Here is a 14,625-nt window from a genome sequence, read left to right as displayed (position 1 = left end):
CATGACGCAACCATCTAAGTTCTAATTACGGCAATCCGATATGGTGTGCGGGTTGTTTGACTTTGGGAGCGGCTGCTTTTTTGGCATCGGCTTCAGCGGCTTCCGCCTTAAGTGTTTCAAGCGACAAGCGGGAAGCTTCCTGTTCGGCCTTCTTCTTGTTCGGGCCTTGACCGCGGGCATATGCCTTGCCGTTCACGACCACTTCGACCGTAAACACTTTCTGGTGTTCCGGGCCTTCTTCGCCAACAATCACGTACTCCGGAGAGCAGCGCAACTTGCCCTGGCAAAATTCCAGAAGTTCGCTCTTGTAGTTCACGAAGTCGGTCGCGCTGATGATTTCCTGTACGCGCGGGAAGTGGAACTTATTCAAAATGGCTCGGACCTCTTCAAGGCCACCGTCGAGATACACGGCACCGAGCACGGCTTCGTAGGCATCGGCGAGGATGCTTTCCTTGCCGCGACCGCCCATCTTGGCTTCGGACTTTCCGATTTTTACATACTCGCTCAAATCCCATTCCTTGGACGACTGGGCGCAGGCATGCCCCGAGACAATCGCGCTCTTGCGCTTGGAGAGTTCGCCCTCCGGATCGCTCGGATACATTCTGTACAAGTATTCCGTCGTAAGCATGTTGAGGACGGAATCACCGAGGAACTCCAGGCGCTCGTTGTTGCTTGCGTACGGGACATCTTTCCCGACGAGGAACGAGCGGTGGACGAGAGCATGAGCCAGCAGTTCTGGATCGCGGAATCTGTACCCAAGCTTAGCCTCAAGCCCGTCACCGGACTTCTGGCGAAACCAGAGTTTAAGAATCTTGTGGAGCAGGTTTTGATCTTCCAACAGAATCTCCTTATGTAGTTTGTGTTTCAAAATTATAAAAATGGCGATGCCGGAACGGAGTCCGGCATGACAAAGAGTCAGGCTTGATAAGAATAAAAAAGAATCCCCGGCGGAACCGGGGACCCAAAGCTCTTTCTTTGCCCAACAGATGCGGGCTAAAGTAAAACTAGATTACTTCTTGTGTGCTTCGAGGAAAGCAACAACGTCAGAAACCTTCTGGAACTTTTCAGCGTCGGAATCGAGGATTTCGACATCGAATTCGTCTTCGAGGGCCATCACGAGTTCAACACGGTCCAGGGAGTCAGCACCGAGGTCATTACCGAATTCAGATTCGGGCTTGACATCTTCAGCCTTGACTTCCAACTTAGCAACGATCACGTCCGTGACCTTCTTGAAAATTTCTTCGTTCATTTTTTTCTCCATGGGAAAAAGTTTTGTCCAAATTTAATAAAATGTTGTTAAGCGTTCAAGCCCCCATCGACACCAATTACCTGTCCGGTAATGTATTTGGCATCGTCGGATGCTAAAAATGCTACAGCCTTGGCGACATCTTCCGGCTGACCGAGGCGGCCAAGCGGAATCTGGGCGGCATATTTTGCACGGGTTTCTTCGCTCATGGCGGCGGTCATGTCCGTATCGATGAATCCTGGAGCGACTGCGTTCACGGTGATGCCGCGAGAGCCGAATTCCATGGAATTGGACTTGGTCATGCCGATCACGCCAGCCTTCGCAGCGGCGTAGTTGGCCTGGCCGGCCTGAGTTCTGATACCGTTCAAGCTTGCAATGTTCACAATGCTGCCTTTGCGGGCGCCCATCATCGTCCTGAGGACGGCTCTGGTGCAGAGGAACGTCGAGCGGAGGTCCGTTGCGATAACGTTATCGAAATCTTCGTCCTTCATGCGAAGTACGAGGCCGTCACGGGTAATGCCAGCGTTGTTCACGAGGCAGTCCACGCCACCCAGTGCGTCGATAGCTTGTTTGAAAGCGTCCTTCACGGATTCGGAGTTGCTCACGTCGCATGCGAACGTGAACGTCTTGACGCCGAATTCCTTGGCGATAGCTTCGGCCTGTTCCGGGCAGCCACCACGGGAAATAAGCACAACATCAGAACCACGAGCCGCAAGTTCCCTTGCAATAGCAAGACCGATACCGCGAGATGCGCCAGTCACAATAGACTTCGTAGGCATTATAAATAGACCTCCTGTATGACATTAACTGTCATTGGTGAATACAAATGATTTAAGCTTAGAAAAGCCGTCACACCACCGGTGCCAGACGGTTCGTTCAAAGCATATTTATTTGTTACTCAAGATAAAAAAAGACGAGAGACTAGAGACGAGAGACGAGAGAAAGCAAACGAAAAATCTTTAGTCTCTCGCCTGTAGGACCGGAGGTCCGTTCTTTCGTCTAAAATAAAACGGACCTAGCGTTCACTAGATCCGTCTAATTGCAACTAAAGTCTAAAGACAAAAGTTATGCTTTCGGAGCTTCCTCGGACTTGATTGCAGCGAGGCGAGCGTTGACCTTGTTGGCAACGTCAGCTTCGGCATACTTGGCAGCTGCATCGACAGCCTTTTCGATTGCAAGAGCATCGGAACGGCCATGAGCGATGATGCCAATGCCATTGAGGCCGAGCAGCAAAGCGCCACCCGTAGCGCGGTAGTCCCACATTTCGGCAAAGCGCTTGCCAGCCGGAGTGTCGATCGTGCCGAACATTTCCTGGTGCATTTCGAAGAAACCTTCCAGAAGCTTGAGCACGACATTACCCGTATAGCCGGAGCAAGCGACAACATCGGCCTTGCTTGCGATAAGATCGCGACCTTCGATGTTGCCCATGAAGTTGACCGGGGCCGACTTGAGGAGCTGGTAGGCTTCCTGCAAAACCGCCGGACCCTTGTGTTCTTCTTCGCCCATGTTCAAGAGGCCAACCTTCGGATTTTCGTAACCCAGGTAAGCTTCAGCAAATGCAGAACCTGCAATGGCAAAGTCAACGAGAGTAGAAGCGCGTTCATCAACATTTGCACCGCCATCGACCAACACAATGCGGCGATCCTTTGTCGGAAGTGCAACCCCGATAGGCGGACGGGAGAATTCGTCACAGGACTTACCGAGAATCATGAGGCAGCTAGCCATCATAGCGCCAGAGTTACCGGCACTGACAGAAGCATCGACAAGACCTTTCTTCTGCAAGGCAACGCAAGTCACCAAGCCAGAATGCTGTTTCTTCTTGACCACCATGACAGGATGTTCATCCATAGCCACAGGATCCGGAGCATCAACTACGGAAATCTGATTGCCGGTGTAACCAAGCTTCTCGAGAGAAGCCTTGACCTCGGCCTCAGGTCCGCAGAGAACCACATGAATATTGGGGTTTTTCTTGACGGCGTTAACAGCGCCTTCAATGCAAACACTCGGGGCGTAGTCGCCACCCATGGCATCCAGTGCAACTTTGATCACGGATTCCTCCTAGATTAAGCTTCGGCACCCTTCATGTCAACAACTTCCACACCGTTGTAGAAGCCGCAAACCGGGCACACGCGATGCGGACGCTTCACGGAACCGCAATGATCGCAGGTAGCCATAGCCGGCACTTCCATCTTCCAGTGGGTGCGGCGCTTGTCACGACGAGCGGTCGAAGTTTTTCTCTTAGGTACTGCCATTTTTAACTCCTGTTTTCCATTTTGCTCTTAAGAGCTTTGAGTTTTTCCCAGCGGGGGTCGAGCGGCTTTTCAGCATCGGCACCTTCGCCAGCTTGATTGTTTGTTACAAAGATAAAATCTTCGTCAGGATTTTTCACGGGCGCAATGGGTTCCTGTAGGGTCACCAGCTGTCGGACGCACTCGGAAACATCTACGAAGTCCTGTGTCTGCGGAATCGTGTAGGCGAAAACGTCATCGTCGTCGTCATGAAGTTCCTGTGCAGCACATGCTCCGCGTTCCACCTCGACAACAATCTCGGTTTCAAACGGACGGTCAAAAAGATCCAGGCTGCGGACACAAGTGAGTGTTTGCACTCCAGAGATAGTACCGGTCACAAGGCACTTGCCGTTGCCTTCGGGGCTAACCAGCACCTCGGCTACCAGATCGCCCTTGAGGTGCAGTTCGTCGAAGATTTCAGGAGCGTCGGCATGGGACCAGACCACTCGTTGGTCTTCGGAATCAGTAAGTTTTTGTGCGATATTTATTCTCAAAGTGGCACAAATGTAGTAAAACGAGGGAAAGGGGTCAAGTTATTTCGAAATTAGGAGTCCTGAATTAGGAATTAAAAGCATATGGCCGTTGTCTATAGACAACCCTTTATTATAGTAACAGGCAACATTTTCCCAAACAAAGGTATTTTAGCACTATATTGTCGTACAAGGGTGTATATGGGATAATCTTTTGGTTTTGGCCGAAATTTCGCGGTTTCGGCGCTCTGCTTATAAACGTTTTGGTGTATAGAAGCGAGCGCCGAGCCGCCTGTTTTATTGCAGGCACCGAGATTTTTAAAGAGAGAAAAGCTTTACTTTCCACCAACGGGGAACAGCGCAAACTGCAACTGGAAAACCTTGTCGCTATTTTTATCTTCTTCGGCGATGAGCGCAATTTCTTTACGGAAGGCGTTGATGCGTTCCACGATTCGTTCGTAGCCCTCTTGGCTGATGCCGAGCGTAAGCCCGGAAACATGGCGCGAACCCGGCGGGTCGCGATCGATTGAATCCGCAGCAAGCTTTAGACAATGCTGGTGGAAACCGCGCAATGCAAGTTTCGATGTGCGGTCGCCCGTGCTGATCGCACTTTCGGTGAGCACGTATTTGCCGTCCTCCCCTTTCTTGATGAGATCACATTCTTCGAGCAACTTGACCGATTTTTTAGCCTCATCCGCCGTCACGTGCGGGTGGACCATTTTCGCAAGCGCTTCATAATCGCCATCAAAGCCAAACATGCCAATAAGGCTGCGGATAATCAAATGGCGCCAATGCGAATACACCATATACTGCGTGTGCCCGAGAATATGCTGTTTCTCGGAAAATCGCACAACCTTGAGCGCCGACTGCATTTCTTCAAACGCAGCATTGCGTTCGTCCATCGTTTCGGCCTGATTGAACTTCACAAGTCCGACGAAAAACTCCGTTTCATGCTTGCCCAAGCGAAGTCCTGATGCGACCTTCGGGATGCTCGCGCTCGAAAGGTTCTTGTCGCCATTCATTACGCGACTGATGAAATCCTTGGCCTTGAACCCGATCTTATCAGAGAATACACGGAGCGAAAAGGCGGGGTTAGCCTCCTTCTTTGCGCTATAGTAATCCTTCAAAAATTCCCGGTAATCCAGGTATTCGAAGATTTTTTTCCCTAGTTTCTTTTCGCCCATGCCATAAATGTAAGAAAAACAGGCCATAAAAGAGTAGAAGATTTCACTTTTAGCGTTGTCCAGAAACAACGAGAAATTCGACTTAAGGAGAAAAGCGCTTTGAATAGCCACCAGCAAGATTTAGATTATAGATATATAAAAAGTGAGGATGAACAATATGGGTGTTAAAGGTTTTGGTTACATCGCGTTTGCAAGCGTTGTCTCAATTTTCGGAATTTCCGCAGTACACGCAGCAAATTCCGCTACAATTCCAGCTACAGAAGTGGTTTCGCTCCCGTCCGATGATGCATACGGCGGTGGCGACAAGATTGGTTCGCAGCTAATTGCAGCAACCTACAACGCAGGGATCGGTCCCGGTATTTGGATTGTCGCCGATGGCGGTTACAGGCTTTACCACAACGGCTCGCTCCTCGCCGAAGACAACCAGGCAGGCCGTGTACGCTTTATCCCGATGACATTCTTGCCCGGCGAAAACGCAATTTCTGTCGTGGGCGTAAACGGCAAAGGCGCCCCGGGCGTTCTCGTGCAAATTGACGACCTCGACAAATCTTACTATTCCGGCAGCGGTTGGAAATCAAAGCCAGTCGTTGGCAACAACTCTTGGAAAAACAAGGACCGCGACCTTTCGCAATGGGGAGGCGCTACGACGCTTTCTTACGCAAGCAACAAGATGCCAAGCGGAGGTTCACTCGAAAACTTCGCCGCGAATACGCAAGCCAAATGGATCTGGACGAGTGACGAATCTGACCCGACTGCTGTTTTACTTTTCACGTTCAACGTGAAAGCCGAGGGCTTCGGCGCATCAACGACAGGTGGCGACGCAGGCAAGGTCGTCATCGCAAGCGATTCCGCAAGCATCCGCAAGTACTTACAGAGCAACGATGCCATCACGATTCTCGTGCCCGAAGGCACTTACGACTTTAGGCAGTTCCGCAATGCCGTTACTGAAGCCAAAAGCAAAAACCGCACTTGGTGCAAAACGACCTGTACCGAAAAGAATCGCGTGACGGGAAAAACCAATACATTCTACCGCATTACATTCAAAGCGAACAGTTGCAGCGACCTCACCGAAGCAGGCGTACAAATCGTGAAAGAAAGCGAAAACTTGCAACAGTGGGAAAACTGGATTACCACCAAGCCAAACAAGAGTCTCGTAGGCATGGGCCGTGGCGCAAATCTGCGCGGTGCATCCATCGCCGTGCGCAGTAACGAAGGTTCCAGCAATCACATTTACCGCAACCTCGCCATTTACGACGTGAACCCGCATTTGATCGAAGGCGGCGACGGTCTTGAAACTGTAGGCACAGCTAGCAAACACGTAGACAAGTTCTGGGCAGACCACATCAGCTACAAATGGATTTCCGATGGCATGGACATGGAATTCGTAGACAACGCGACCATCAGCTACCTTGATTTTGATGGCGCCAACGAATACAACTGCTGGGGCACCGACCCATACATGGCACTCGTCGAAGACGCGCATTTAACTTATGCAAACAACTACTGGCACAACACTTACGGCCGTGTCCCGAAAGTCACCGGAGAAAACAACGGCTCGCAAGTTCATTTGTACAACCAGTACGTCGATTACAACCGATTCTTTGTCGCAGGTGCAAATGGCCACAGCGCAAACGCGAAGGCTTACGTGCGCTACGAAAACAGCTACATCGATAACGGCCAGGGCTACCTCGCCGAATGGGGCGACAACGGCTACGTTTACTTTAGCGGAGTCTCATTCGGGAATGGCACCAAGCAACAGCACCGCTACAACGGCACCGTGAAAAGCGGAATCCCGCAAGCCGAAACGTTCAACCCGAGCTACAGCTTTGAAAAGCGTAACGTTGCAAACCTCCAGAAAGAAATCCCGAGTCTCTCGGGCGTCGGCGGACGCTACGGCAAAATGCCCGAATACAACCAGGGCTTTGGCCAGAGCAACAAAGCTGCAAGCGTAACGCTCACCGCACCTGCCGCTGGCGCAAAAATCGCCGCAAGCGCAGGCGTGACCTTAAAAGCCGATGCCAAGGACAACGACGGTTCCGTGAAAAGCGTTGCATTCTACGTTGGCAACACGCTCGTCGGGACCACAACAGCCTCGCCGTACCAAGTCACCGCCAAGAATCTCGCCGCAGGCACACATTCCGCAGTCGCCGTCGTGACGGACAATTCCGGACTCACGTGGATGTCCGAATACGTGACGTTTACCGTCGAGGGATCGGCAGAATCTAGCAGCTCAACGATCGCGGAATCCAGCTCCAGCGAAGGTACCATCGGTATTGCCTCCCCCGTGCATCGCGCCACCGAAGCCGAAGCAGGTTTCTACCGCATCTTTGACATTCAGGGCCGCCCGCTATACTCCGGCGACCGCAAGCCCGCCAAAATGCCCGCCGTTCACGTCATCGTCATCGAATACTCCAAAACAGGCAAAACATTACGCCACTATATCCAATAACGATTACAATCGCGATTAATAGCCCTCCCGCTTTTCGCAAATCTTATATATATTGGTATTAATGAAGTTCTGCAAAAACATATTGGCTGTTTCAATTGCGTCCGCCGCAATTTTTGGAGGCTGTTCCTCCGACAGCCATATTGCAGGCAATAGCGCCGAGACGGGTTCTCCGGAACTCGCCGGTATTTTCCTTTTGGATAATGGCAACCCTGCCGCATTCGCACGCGTAAACTGCGTTCCTAGCGACTTTGACGCCACCTCAGGTGTGCTCCCCGCCGTCTACTCCACGGAAACGGATTCCGCAGGCCATTACAGTCTCGATTCCATCCCCGCAGGCACTTACGCCGTCGAAGCTTTCCACGAAGAATCCGGCAAGCGACTCCTCGTGCAGAACGTGAACGTTACCGAAGACGATTCCATCGCCGTTAGCGACACCTTGCGCGATCCGGGAATCATAAAATTCGAAGGCATAGGAAATCTTTCGGACGGCGCGACGGGTATCGCCACCGTTCTGGGAACGACGATTCATAGAAATATCGTTGTTCACGAGCATACACTGCTTATCGATAGCCTGCCTGTTGGTAAACTCGATTTGCTGGTTTTCTTTGACGAATATTCTAGTGAAAATCCTTGGGCGCATTTCAATATTGATGTTGTTGCGGGAGATACCGAGACGATTCTTGAGCCAAGTCCAATTGAACCCGACATTGAAATTCCTCGTGATTCAGTAACCCTTACCTTTGTGGCGCCGCTTGCACTCCCCAAAGGGACCGACACGCTGAATTCTGTTGTGACCGACATCCCGATAGCCCTTCGCCTCACAGAAGACGAATGCAACTTTGATTCGCTCAAGTATATTGACTATGGCCGCTGGGAAGCCGCGCGTATTTCGAAAGATGGGCGTCGCCGCAGCAATCTTCCGATTCGCTATACAGGTCTTGACAGAGAATCAAAGGAAATGATCATCTGGGTCCGCGTAGATTCCTTGAATGTTGATGATTCACTAGAGGTTGTTTATGACGGGTTGCAGCTCCCGGTTTATGCATTGGACATATTCCCGACCAACCGCAGCTATTCGCTCATGTACCATTTCGACAGCGGAACCGCCATCAAGGACGACGCCGAGAAGGGCTATTTCAACGGGTCGCTAAGTTCCACCGAAACAAGTGCAGAAACAGCCACAAGCCGCAAATCGGAAGGTGTTCTCGGATCATCCATCGCACTAGACGCAGCCACCTCCATCACCGCAACAAATTCCGCCAAAGTAGATTCGACCCGCAAAGTCAATTTATCCTTTGGAAACGGTCAATTCTCTTTCTCGCTGTGGATCAATCTCGAATCGCTAAATCAGCAGACCATCTTTGAAAAAGCAGACGAATACGCGCTCCGCTACAATCCCGATCAGGGCTTTGTCGTAGAGTTCTACGCCACGGACACCATAAGTTACAAACAAACGTGGGCCTCCGGCACAGAAGGAATCGAAGTGGGCAAATGGATTTTCATAGCATTCAGCAAGCACTCCATTCCACAAACAAGTTACTTTATCAATGGCACCCCAATCAAGGCCGAAGAAACTAGCAACGACTGGGATGGCAACCGCGAACTTGCAGACTTGAAAATTGGCGGATTCGCAGGGAAAATTGACGAGTTCATGCTCGGCAGCGCATTCCGCGACGATTCCTGGACCCGCCTCACCTACCTCAATCAAAATCCCGAAATTTCCTGGCCAAAACTTTCCGCGAGAAAGTAAAGCCTGCTTCCACCAATTCCTAACTCCGAAATCCTAATTCCTAATTATTTGCTGCCCACGCGTTCAGCACCTAGTCGCTTACTATAATATTATATGCGCAAAAATGCCCCGCGATTTTGATGGTGCGTTTTAAACATTCAAAAAAACCTTATTACATTTTGCCGAAGAACAATGTTCCTTACGGTTTTGACATACGTGGCCATCGGGCTTTTGGCAATACTCGCCATCTTCTATCTCGGGTTAGAAGTGCGGTTCTACCGTGCGCTCGGGCGCGTACGCGAGGGCTTTGCCGACCCGGAACCGCTCCCGAAGGTGAGCATCCTGATTGCAGCCCGAAACGAATCCGAAGGCATCCGCGAAACGCTCAACTCCGTCCTCTCGCAGGATTACGAGGGCGATTGGGAAGTCTGGGTGGCCGATGACCGCTCCACGGACGACACCCCGAAGATTCTCGCTGAATACGAAGCGAAATTCGAACGCCTCCATGTGCTCACGATTGATTCCATTCCCGAAGGAGTGAGTCCCAAGAAACAGGCCATCAGCAAGATGATCGAAGCCTGCAACGGTGAAATCCTCTGCCTCACGGACGCCGACTGCATCGTGCAGCCGTCCTGGATCAAGTACATCGTCAAGGAATTCGAACCGGGGATCGAACTTGTCGCCGGGCATTCGTACATCCCGACCGACAAGAATTCGCCATTCATCATCTGCATGCAGGCGGTCGAAACGCTGATTTACCGCATCGCAGGCACAGCAGGGCTTGCCATGCACCTTCCGCTCACAAGCACGGGCAACAACCTCGCCTACCGCAAGAGTTTCTTCCAGAGCGTAAACGGATTTACAGGCGTCATCAAGATCCAGAGCGGCGACGACGACCTCCTGATGCAAAAACTGGCAGCCGACCGTCCATGGGCCATGCGCTACTGCATTACCCCCTCTACGTTCGTCACCACAAACGGCAAGGAAACGCTCAAGGCCCTCTGGGAACAGCGCAAGCGCTGGGCATCAAAGACCATCTACTACACTCCCAAAATCGTCTTTGTGCTCTCGATGGTATTCCTGTTCCTTGCAATGCTCTGCGTCACCGCAGCGCTCTCGATTTTCAGTTTCAAGATTTTCGTCGCCACATTGATAGCGTTCTTGTGCAAGAGCGTAGGCGACATGGTTCTCATTATTCGCGGGCTCAAAATATTCAAGCAGGAACACCTCCTCAAGTGGTGCATCCCGGTTGAATTCATCCACGCCCCCTTTACCGTACTGGCCGTACTGTTCGGCCTGTTCGGACGTTTTAAGTGGAAATAAAAATGGCAACGACTAAAACTACAACTAAGGCGACAACTAAAACCACTACAAAGAAAACTGCCGCAAAAACATCAAAAGCGGCTATCGAAGGCAAGACGCTCATCATCGCAGAAAAACCTAGCGTGGCAGCCGACCTCGTCAAAGTGCTCGGTGCAAAGTCCTTCAAGAAAGAAACCGCCTATTACGAAAGCGACACGACCATCGTAAGCCATGCGATCGGCCACCTCGTAGGCATCGCCGACCCGAAAGATATTGACGAACGCTACAAGGCATGGGACATGAAGACGCTCCCCATGCTCCCGGAAAAATTCCCGCTCGTTGCCCTCCCGACCACTAAAGCCCATCTCTCCGCCCTCGGCAAGCTCATCAAGCGCAAGGACGTGACGACGATTATAAACGCATGCGATGCGGGCCGCGAAGGTGAACTGATTTTCTATTACATCGTGGATTACATCCTCAAGGGAAACTTCAAAGGCAAGACATTCAAGAGACTTTGGATGCAGAGCATGACGCCAGCCGCCATCAAGGACGCTTTCGAGCACCTCCGTACCGAAGAAGACATGGTGAACTTGAGGAACGCCGCCCTCTGCCGTAGCGAAGCCGACTGGCTCGTGGGCATGAACGGCAGCCGCGGACTCACCGCCTACAACAGCTCCATGGGCGGGTTCCAGATTACGCCGTGCGGACGTGTGCAGACCCCGACGCTTGCCATTATCGTGAAGCGCGAAGAAGAACGCAACCGCTTTGTACCGCAAAAGTTCTGGACGATCGAAGCCGATTTTGACAACTCCGGCGCCGGTTACCAAGGCAAGTGGTTCACCGTCGATAAAGAAAACGGCAAGGACCGCGTCAAGCAGATTTTTGACGAAGCCCGCGCTCAGGAAATTCTCGCCAAGTGCAAGGGCAAGACCGGCTCCATCGAAGAGACCACCGCCCCGAGCCAGCAAAAGTGCGGCCAGCTCTATGACCTCACCACGCTCCAGCGCGAAGCGAACAACCGCTTTGGATTCAGCGCCAAGACAACGCTTTCCATCGCACAGTCGCTCTATGAACATTACAAGGCGACCACGTACCCGCGTACCGATAGCCGTTGCTTGCCCGAAGACTACGTGGCCCCGGTGAAGGCGACCCTCGGCAAAATCGAAGGTCCGCTCGCCAAGTTCGCACAGGAAGCTCTCGACAAGAATTATGTGAAGCGTACGCCGAAGGTCTTTGACAACTCGAAAATCTCGGACCACTTCGCCATCATCCCGACAGGCGTTGTTCCGAAGGGTCTCTCCGAAGCTGAAGAAAAAATCTACACGATGATTTGCCAGCGCTTTATCGCTGTATTCTTCCCTCCGGCACAGTACCTCAATACGACGCGCATCACGACCGTCGAAAACGAAGCGTTCATCACCGAAGGCAAGATTCTTGTGGATCCGGGTTTCAAGGCCATTTACGGCAAGGAATCCGACGAAGAATCAAACATCCCGAAGCTGAACGGCAATACCGCCAAGACGCTCGAAATTGACGCCAAGGAAGACTTCACCAAGCCGCCTGCACACTACACCGAAAGCACACTCCTCTCGATGATGGAAAGTGCAGGTAAACTCGTGGAAGACGATGAACTCCGCGACGCTATGAAGGAACGCGGCCTCGGAACGCCAGCCACACGCGCCGCCATCATTGAAAAGCTCGTCAGCGACAAGTACGTTGTCCGCGACGGCAAGGAAATGATCCCGACCGCAAAGGCATTCGATCTCATCAGAGTCCTCTCCGCCATGAACTGCGAAGCCCTTACCAGCCCGGAACTCACCGGCGAATGGGAATACAAGATGGACCTCATCTCGAAGGGCAAGGAATCTCGCGAAACGTTCATGAACGGCATCGTCGAAATGACAAAAACGATGGTGAAAAACATCAAGGGATTCAAGGAAGAAAGCACGACCGACGAAGCAAGCTTCAGCCCCGTGAACGGCAAGAAGGTTTTCGAAACGGTCAGCCGCTACACCACCGAAGATGGCATCGTCATCCGTAAGATTATTGGTGGCAAGCACCTCACCGAAAGCGAAATCGTAGAACTCTTGACCAAGCGCAAGATTGGCCCACTGACCGGTTTCCGCAGCAAGAAGGGCGCAGAATTCTCGGCAGTCCTCATCATCAACGACGAGAATAAAGTTGAATTTGTCTTTGACGAAAAGCCTGAAGAAATCGAACTCGGCGAAGTCATCGGCAAGTCGCCTGTTGACGGTTCCGACGTTTACGAAACGCTCACGAGCTACGTCTCCGAAAGCTACGTGAAGAAAGAACCGAGCGGCATCACGCTCCCGAAGATTCTCCTCGGCAAGGAAATTCCGCTCGATGACATCAAGAAACTGCTCGCCGGCGAAAAGACTTCGCTGATCAAGGGTTTCCGCAGCAACAAGACTCGCCGCCTGTTCGATGCGTACCTCACGCTCGTCAAAGGCAAGCTCAAGTTCGAATTCCCGCCGCGTGAATTCAAGCCCCGCCGATTCGGTGCAAAGAAAAAGAGTGAAGAGTAATTAAACTCGTCATTTGTCATGCCTTTAAGATTTTTACTAGCTATTCTCGCAGCTTTTTCTGCGAACATCGTCTTTGCACAGGATTACCAAATCGACCGGTATATACCGGAATCGAGTTCTTCCGAAGTTACGATGTGCGTGATGACATCCTCGTCAAGTGTGCCGCAGATGACACTTGCCGTGAGCAGTTCGTCCGCGACTCTCGCGACATCAAGCTCTTCCGCGACCTCTAGTTCCGCGACTCTTGACTCATCATGTTCCGCGACTCTCGTAAAAGACACAACGACTCTCGCAGCCGGGAGTTCGTCCGCAGCGGCTGTCAAGCATTCCGCCAAAAGCAAGCCGAATCCGTACAACTTGCCCGACGAACTCATGCCGTTGTGGAATTCCATGTCCATGCGCCAAAAAGCTGGCCAAATGATTATGGTGTTCCTCACCTCGCCGCAATTTGTGATCGAAAACGAACTCGGAGGCGTCCTCATCACAGGCAAGCACCTCCGCAGTTTCGACAACTACAAAGAACGAATGGACGAAATTGACAGCAACCTGAAGATTCCTCTTTTCACGGCACTTGACCAAGAAGGCGGTATCGTTAACCGTTTGGCATCATTTTCCGACAATTGGCGACACACCCCCAGCGCCCTTGAAATGCGCCGTATGGACACCACGCAAATTCACTCGCTCGCAAAAAAAGTCGGGAGCGTACTCAAAGACATCAAAATCAACATGAACTTGGCACCGGTTTTGGACCCGTCCAAAGACAACCGCGGCTCTAATTCGTTCATGGAAGAAAGTCGCCGCTCCTGGGGGAACGACACTTCAAACGCCTATAAAGTGAGAGCGTTCGTCAACGGCATGCGCGACAACGGCATCATCTGCGTTTCAAAGCACTTCCCCGGTTACGACTCCTGGACCAACAGCGATTTGCAAATTGCCATCAGCGCCTCGCCCAAGGAAAAAATCGACCAGAACATCTCCTTTTTCAAGACTCTTGCAAACGACATCCCAGTAACGATGATGTCGAGCGTCCATTTTCTGCGTATTTCAAGCCGCCCCGCCGTCTTCGACGCCAACATTGTGAAAATGGCCCGCCGCGGATTCCCGGACATGGTCATGCTTACCGACGACCTCTGGGGCACCTCATTACGCACCTGGGCTAGTGGCAAAACGCAAATTGCACCTCGCAAGGCCTATCCGGACAAAGACTTCAAGCGCCTCGTCATCGCCATCATCGACGCCGGCAACGACATTCTCATGATATCCTACACATCCAAAGCCAAAGATATGCTCGACATCATGATGGACCTTTGCGAAAAAAGCTCAAAATACAAGCGTCGAATCGAAGAATCCGCCGCCCGCATCTTGAAGCTCAAATATAAAATGGGATTGTTGAAGCTATAAAACCCCGCGC

Annotated in this window: 12 protein-coding genes; 5 read left to right on the top strand and 7 right to left on the bottom strand. The window is 51.8% G+C overall.

Features of this window, described 5'->3' with window-relative positions; all coding sequences use genetic code 11:
- Nucleotides 1–25: 25 nt before the first annotated feature.
- The 7 genes from rnc to ACJMM9_RS07730 form a co-directional block, all read right to left on the bottom strand.
- Entirely contained in the window at nucleotides 26–838 is an 813-nt protein-coding gene (gene rnc / locus ACJMM9_RS07760) for a ribonuclease III (RefSeq protein ID WP_405325436.1), read from the bottom strand.
- A gap of 171 nt (nucleotides 839–1,009) precedes the next feature.
- Entirely contained in the window at nucleotides 1,010–1,249 is a 240-nt protein-coding gene (gene acpP, locus ACJMM9_RS07755) for an acyl carrier protein (RefSeq protein WP_014546672.1), read from the bottom strand.
- Between the two features lie 47 nt (nucleotides 1,250–1,296).
- The gene (gene fabG, locus ACJMM9_RS07750; protein WP_085491094.1) at nucleotides 1,297–2,025 is read right to left on the bottom strand and encodes a 3-oxoacyl-[acyl-carrier-protein] reductase; all 729 of its coding nucleotides are present in this window, start codon (nucleotides 2,023–2,025) and stop codon (nucleotides 1,297–1,299) included.
- A 286-nt stretch (nucleotides 2,026–2,311) separates the two neighbouring features.
- On the bottom strand, nucleotides 2,312–3,295 hold the full coding sequence (gene plsX, locus ACJMM9_RS07745; RefSeq protein WP_405325432.1) for a phosphate acyltransferase PlsX: 984 nt from the start codon (nucleotides 3,293–3,295) through the stop codon (nucleotides 2,312–2,314).
- A 14-nt stretch (nucleotides 3,296–3,309) separates the two neighbouring features.
- The gene (gene rpmF / locus ACJMM9_RS07740) at nucleotides 3,310–3,498 is read right to left on the bottom strand and encodes a 50S ribosomal protein L32 (RefSeq protein ID WP_014546669.1); all 189 of its coding nucleotides are present in this window, start codon (nucleotides 3,496–3,498) and stop codon (nucleotides 3,310–3,312) included.
- A 2-nt stretch (nucleotides 3,499–3,500) separates the two neighbouring features.
- On the bottom strand, nucleotides 3,501–4,028 hold the full coding sequence (locus tag ACJMM9_RS07735) for a YceD family protein (protein WP_405325429.1): 528 nt from the start codon (nucleotides 4,026–4,028) through the stop codon (nucleotides 3,501–3,503).
- Nucleotides 4,029–4,339: 311 nt separating this feature from the next.
- Complete coding sequence (locus ACJMM9_RS07730) at nucleotides 4,340–5,215, bottom strand: TIGR02147 family protein (RefSeq protein ID WP_405325427.1); 876 nt, start codon at nucleotides 5,213–5,215, stop codon at nucleotides 4,340–4,342.
- 130 nt (nucleotides 5,216–5,345) lie between these two features.
- Between ACJMM9_RS07730 and ACJMM9_RS07725 the strand changes: the two genes are divergently transcribed.
- From ACJMM9_RS07725 to ACJMM9_RS07705, 5 genes are all read left to right on the top strand, one after another.
- Complete coding sequence (locus ACJMM9_RS07725) at nucleotides 5,346–7,637, top strand: Ig-like domain-containing protein (protein ID WP_405325424.1); 2,292 nt, start codon at nucleotides 5,346–5,348, stop codon at nucleotides 7,635–7,637.
- 61 nt (nucleotides 7,638–7,698) lie between these two features.
- The gene (locus ACJMM9_RS07720; protein ID WP_405325421.1) at nucleotides 7,699–9,387 is read left to right on the top strand and encodes a LamG-like jellyroll fold domain-containing protein; all 1,689 of its coding nucleotides are present in this window, start codon (nucleotides 7,699–7,701) and stop codon (nucleotides 9,385–9,387) included.
- A 171-nt stretch (nucleotides 9,388–9,558) separates the two neighbouring features.
- Nucleotides 9,559–10,689, top strand: coding sequence for a glycosyltransferase (locus tag ACJMM9_RS07715; RefSeq protein WP_405325418.1), 1,131 nt, complete (start codon nucleotides 9,559–9,561; stop codon nucleotides 10,687–10,689).
- Between the two features lie 2 nt (nucleotides 10,690–10,691).
- Nucleotides 10,692–13,214 carry a DNA topoisomerase III gene (locus ACJMM9_RS07710; RefSeq protein ID WP_405325415.1) on the top strand — a complete coding sequence of 841 codons (2,523 nt, stop codon included), beginning with the start codon at nucleotides 10,692–10,694 and terminating at the stop codon, nucleotides 13,212–13,214.
- Between the two features lie 18 nt (nucleotides 13,215–13,232).
- Entirely contained in the window at nucleotides 13,233–14,615 is a 1,383-nt protein-coding gene (locus ACJMM9_RS07705; RefSeq protein WP_405325412.1) for a glycoside hydrolase family 3 N-terminal domain-containing protein, read from the top strand.
- The last annotated feature ends 10 nt before the right edge of the window (nucleotides 14,616–14,625 follow it).

The organism is Fibrobacter sp. (assembly GCF_045112255.1).
Taxonomy (GTDB): Bacteria; Fibrobacterota; Fibrobacteria; order Fibrobacterales; family Fibrobacteraceae; genus Fibrobacter.
Note: the sequence above shows the minus strand (reverse complement) of the source record. Positions and strands in the feature narration are given on the sequence as shown.

What these genes read in the sequence shown, in the direction of transcription:
- acpP (WP_014546672.1), bottom strand. Translation starts at nt 1,249, where the DNA reads ATGAACGAAGAAATTTTCAAGAAGGTCACGGACGTGATCGTTGCTAAG.
- rpmF (WP_014546669.1), bottom strand. Translation starts at nt 3,498, where the DNA reads ATGGCAGTACCTAAGAGAAAAACTTCGACCGCTCGTCGTGACAAGCGC.
- ACJMM9_RS07725 (WP_405325424.1), top strand. Translation starts at nt 5,346, where the DNA reads ATGGGTGTTAAAGGTTTTGGTTACATCGCGTTTGCAAGCGTTGTCTCA.
- ACJMM9_RS07730 (WP_405325427.1), bottom strand. Translation starts at nt 5,215, where the DNA reads ATGGCCTGTTTTTCTTACATTTATGGCATGGGCGAAAAGAAACTAGGG.
- ACJMM9_RS07710 (WP_405325415.1), top strand. Translation starts at nt 10,692, where the DNA reads ATGGCAACGACTAAAACTACAACTAAGGCGACAACTAAAACCACTACA.
- ACJMM9_RS07715 (WP_405325418.1), top strand. Translation starts at nt 9,559, where the DNA reads ATGTTCCTTACGGTTTTGACATACGTGGCCATCGGGCTTTTGGCAATA.
- ACJMM9_RS07720 (WP_405325421.1), top strand. Translation starts at nt 7,699, where the DNA reads ATGAAGTTCTGCAAAAACATATTGGCTGTTTCAATTGCGTCCGCCGCA.
- ACJMM9_RS07705 (WP_405325412.1), top strand. Translation starts at nt 13,233, where the DNA reads ATGCCTTTAAGATTTTTACTAGCTATTCTCGCAGCTTTTTCTGCGAAC.
- fabG (WP_085491094.1), bottom strand. Translation starts at nt 2,025, where the DNA reads ATGCCTACGAAGTCTATTGTGACTGGCGCATCTCGCGGTATCGGTCTT.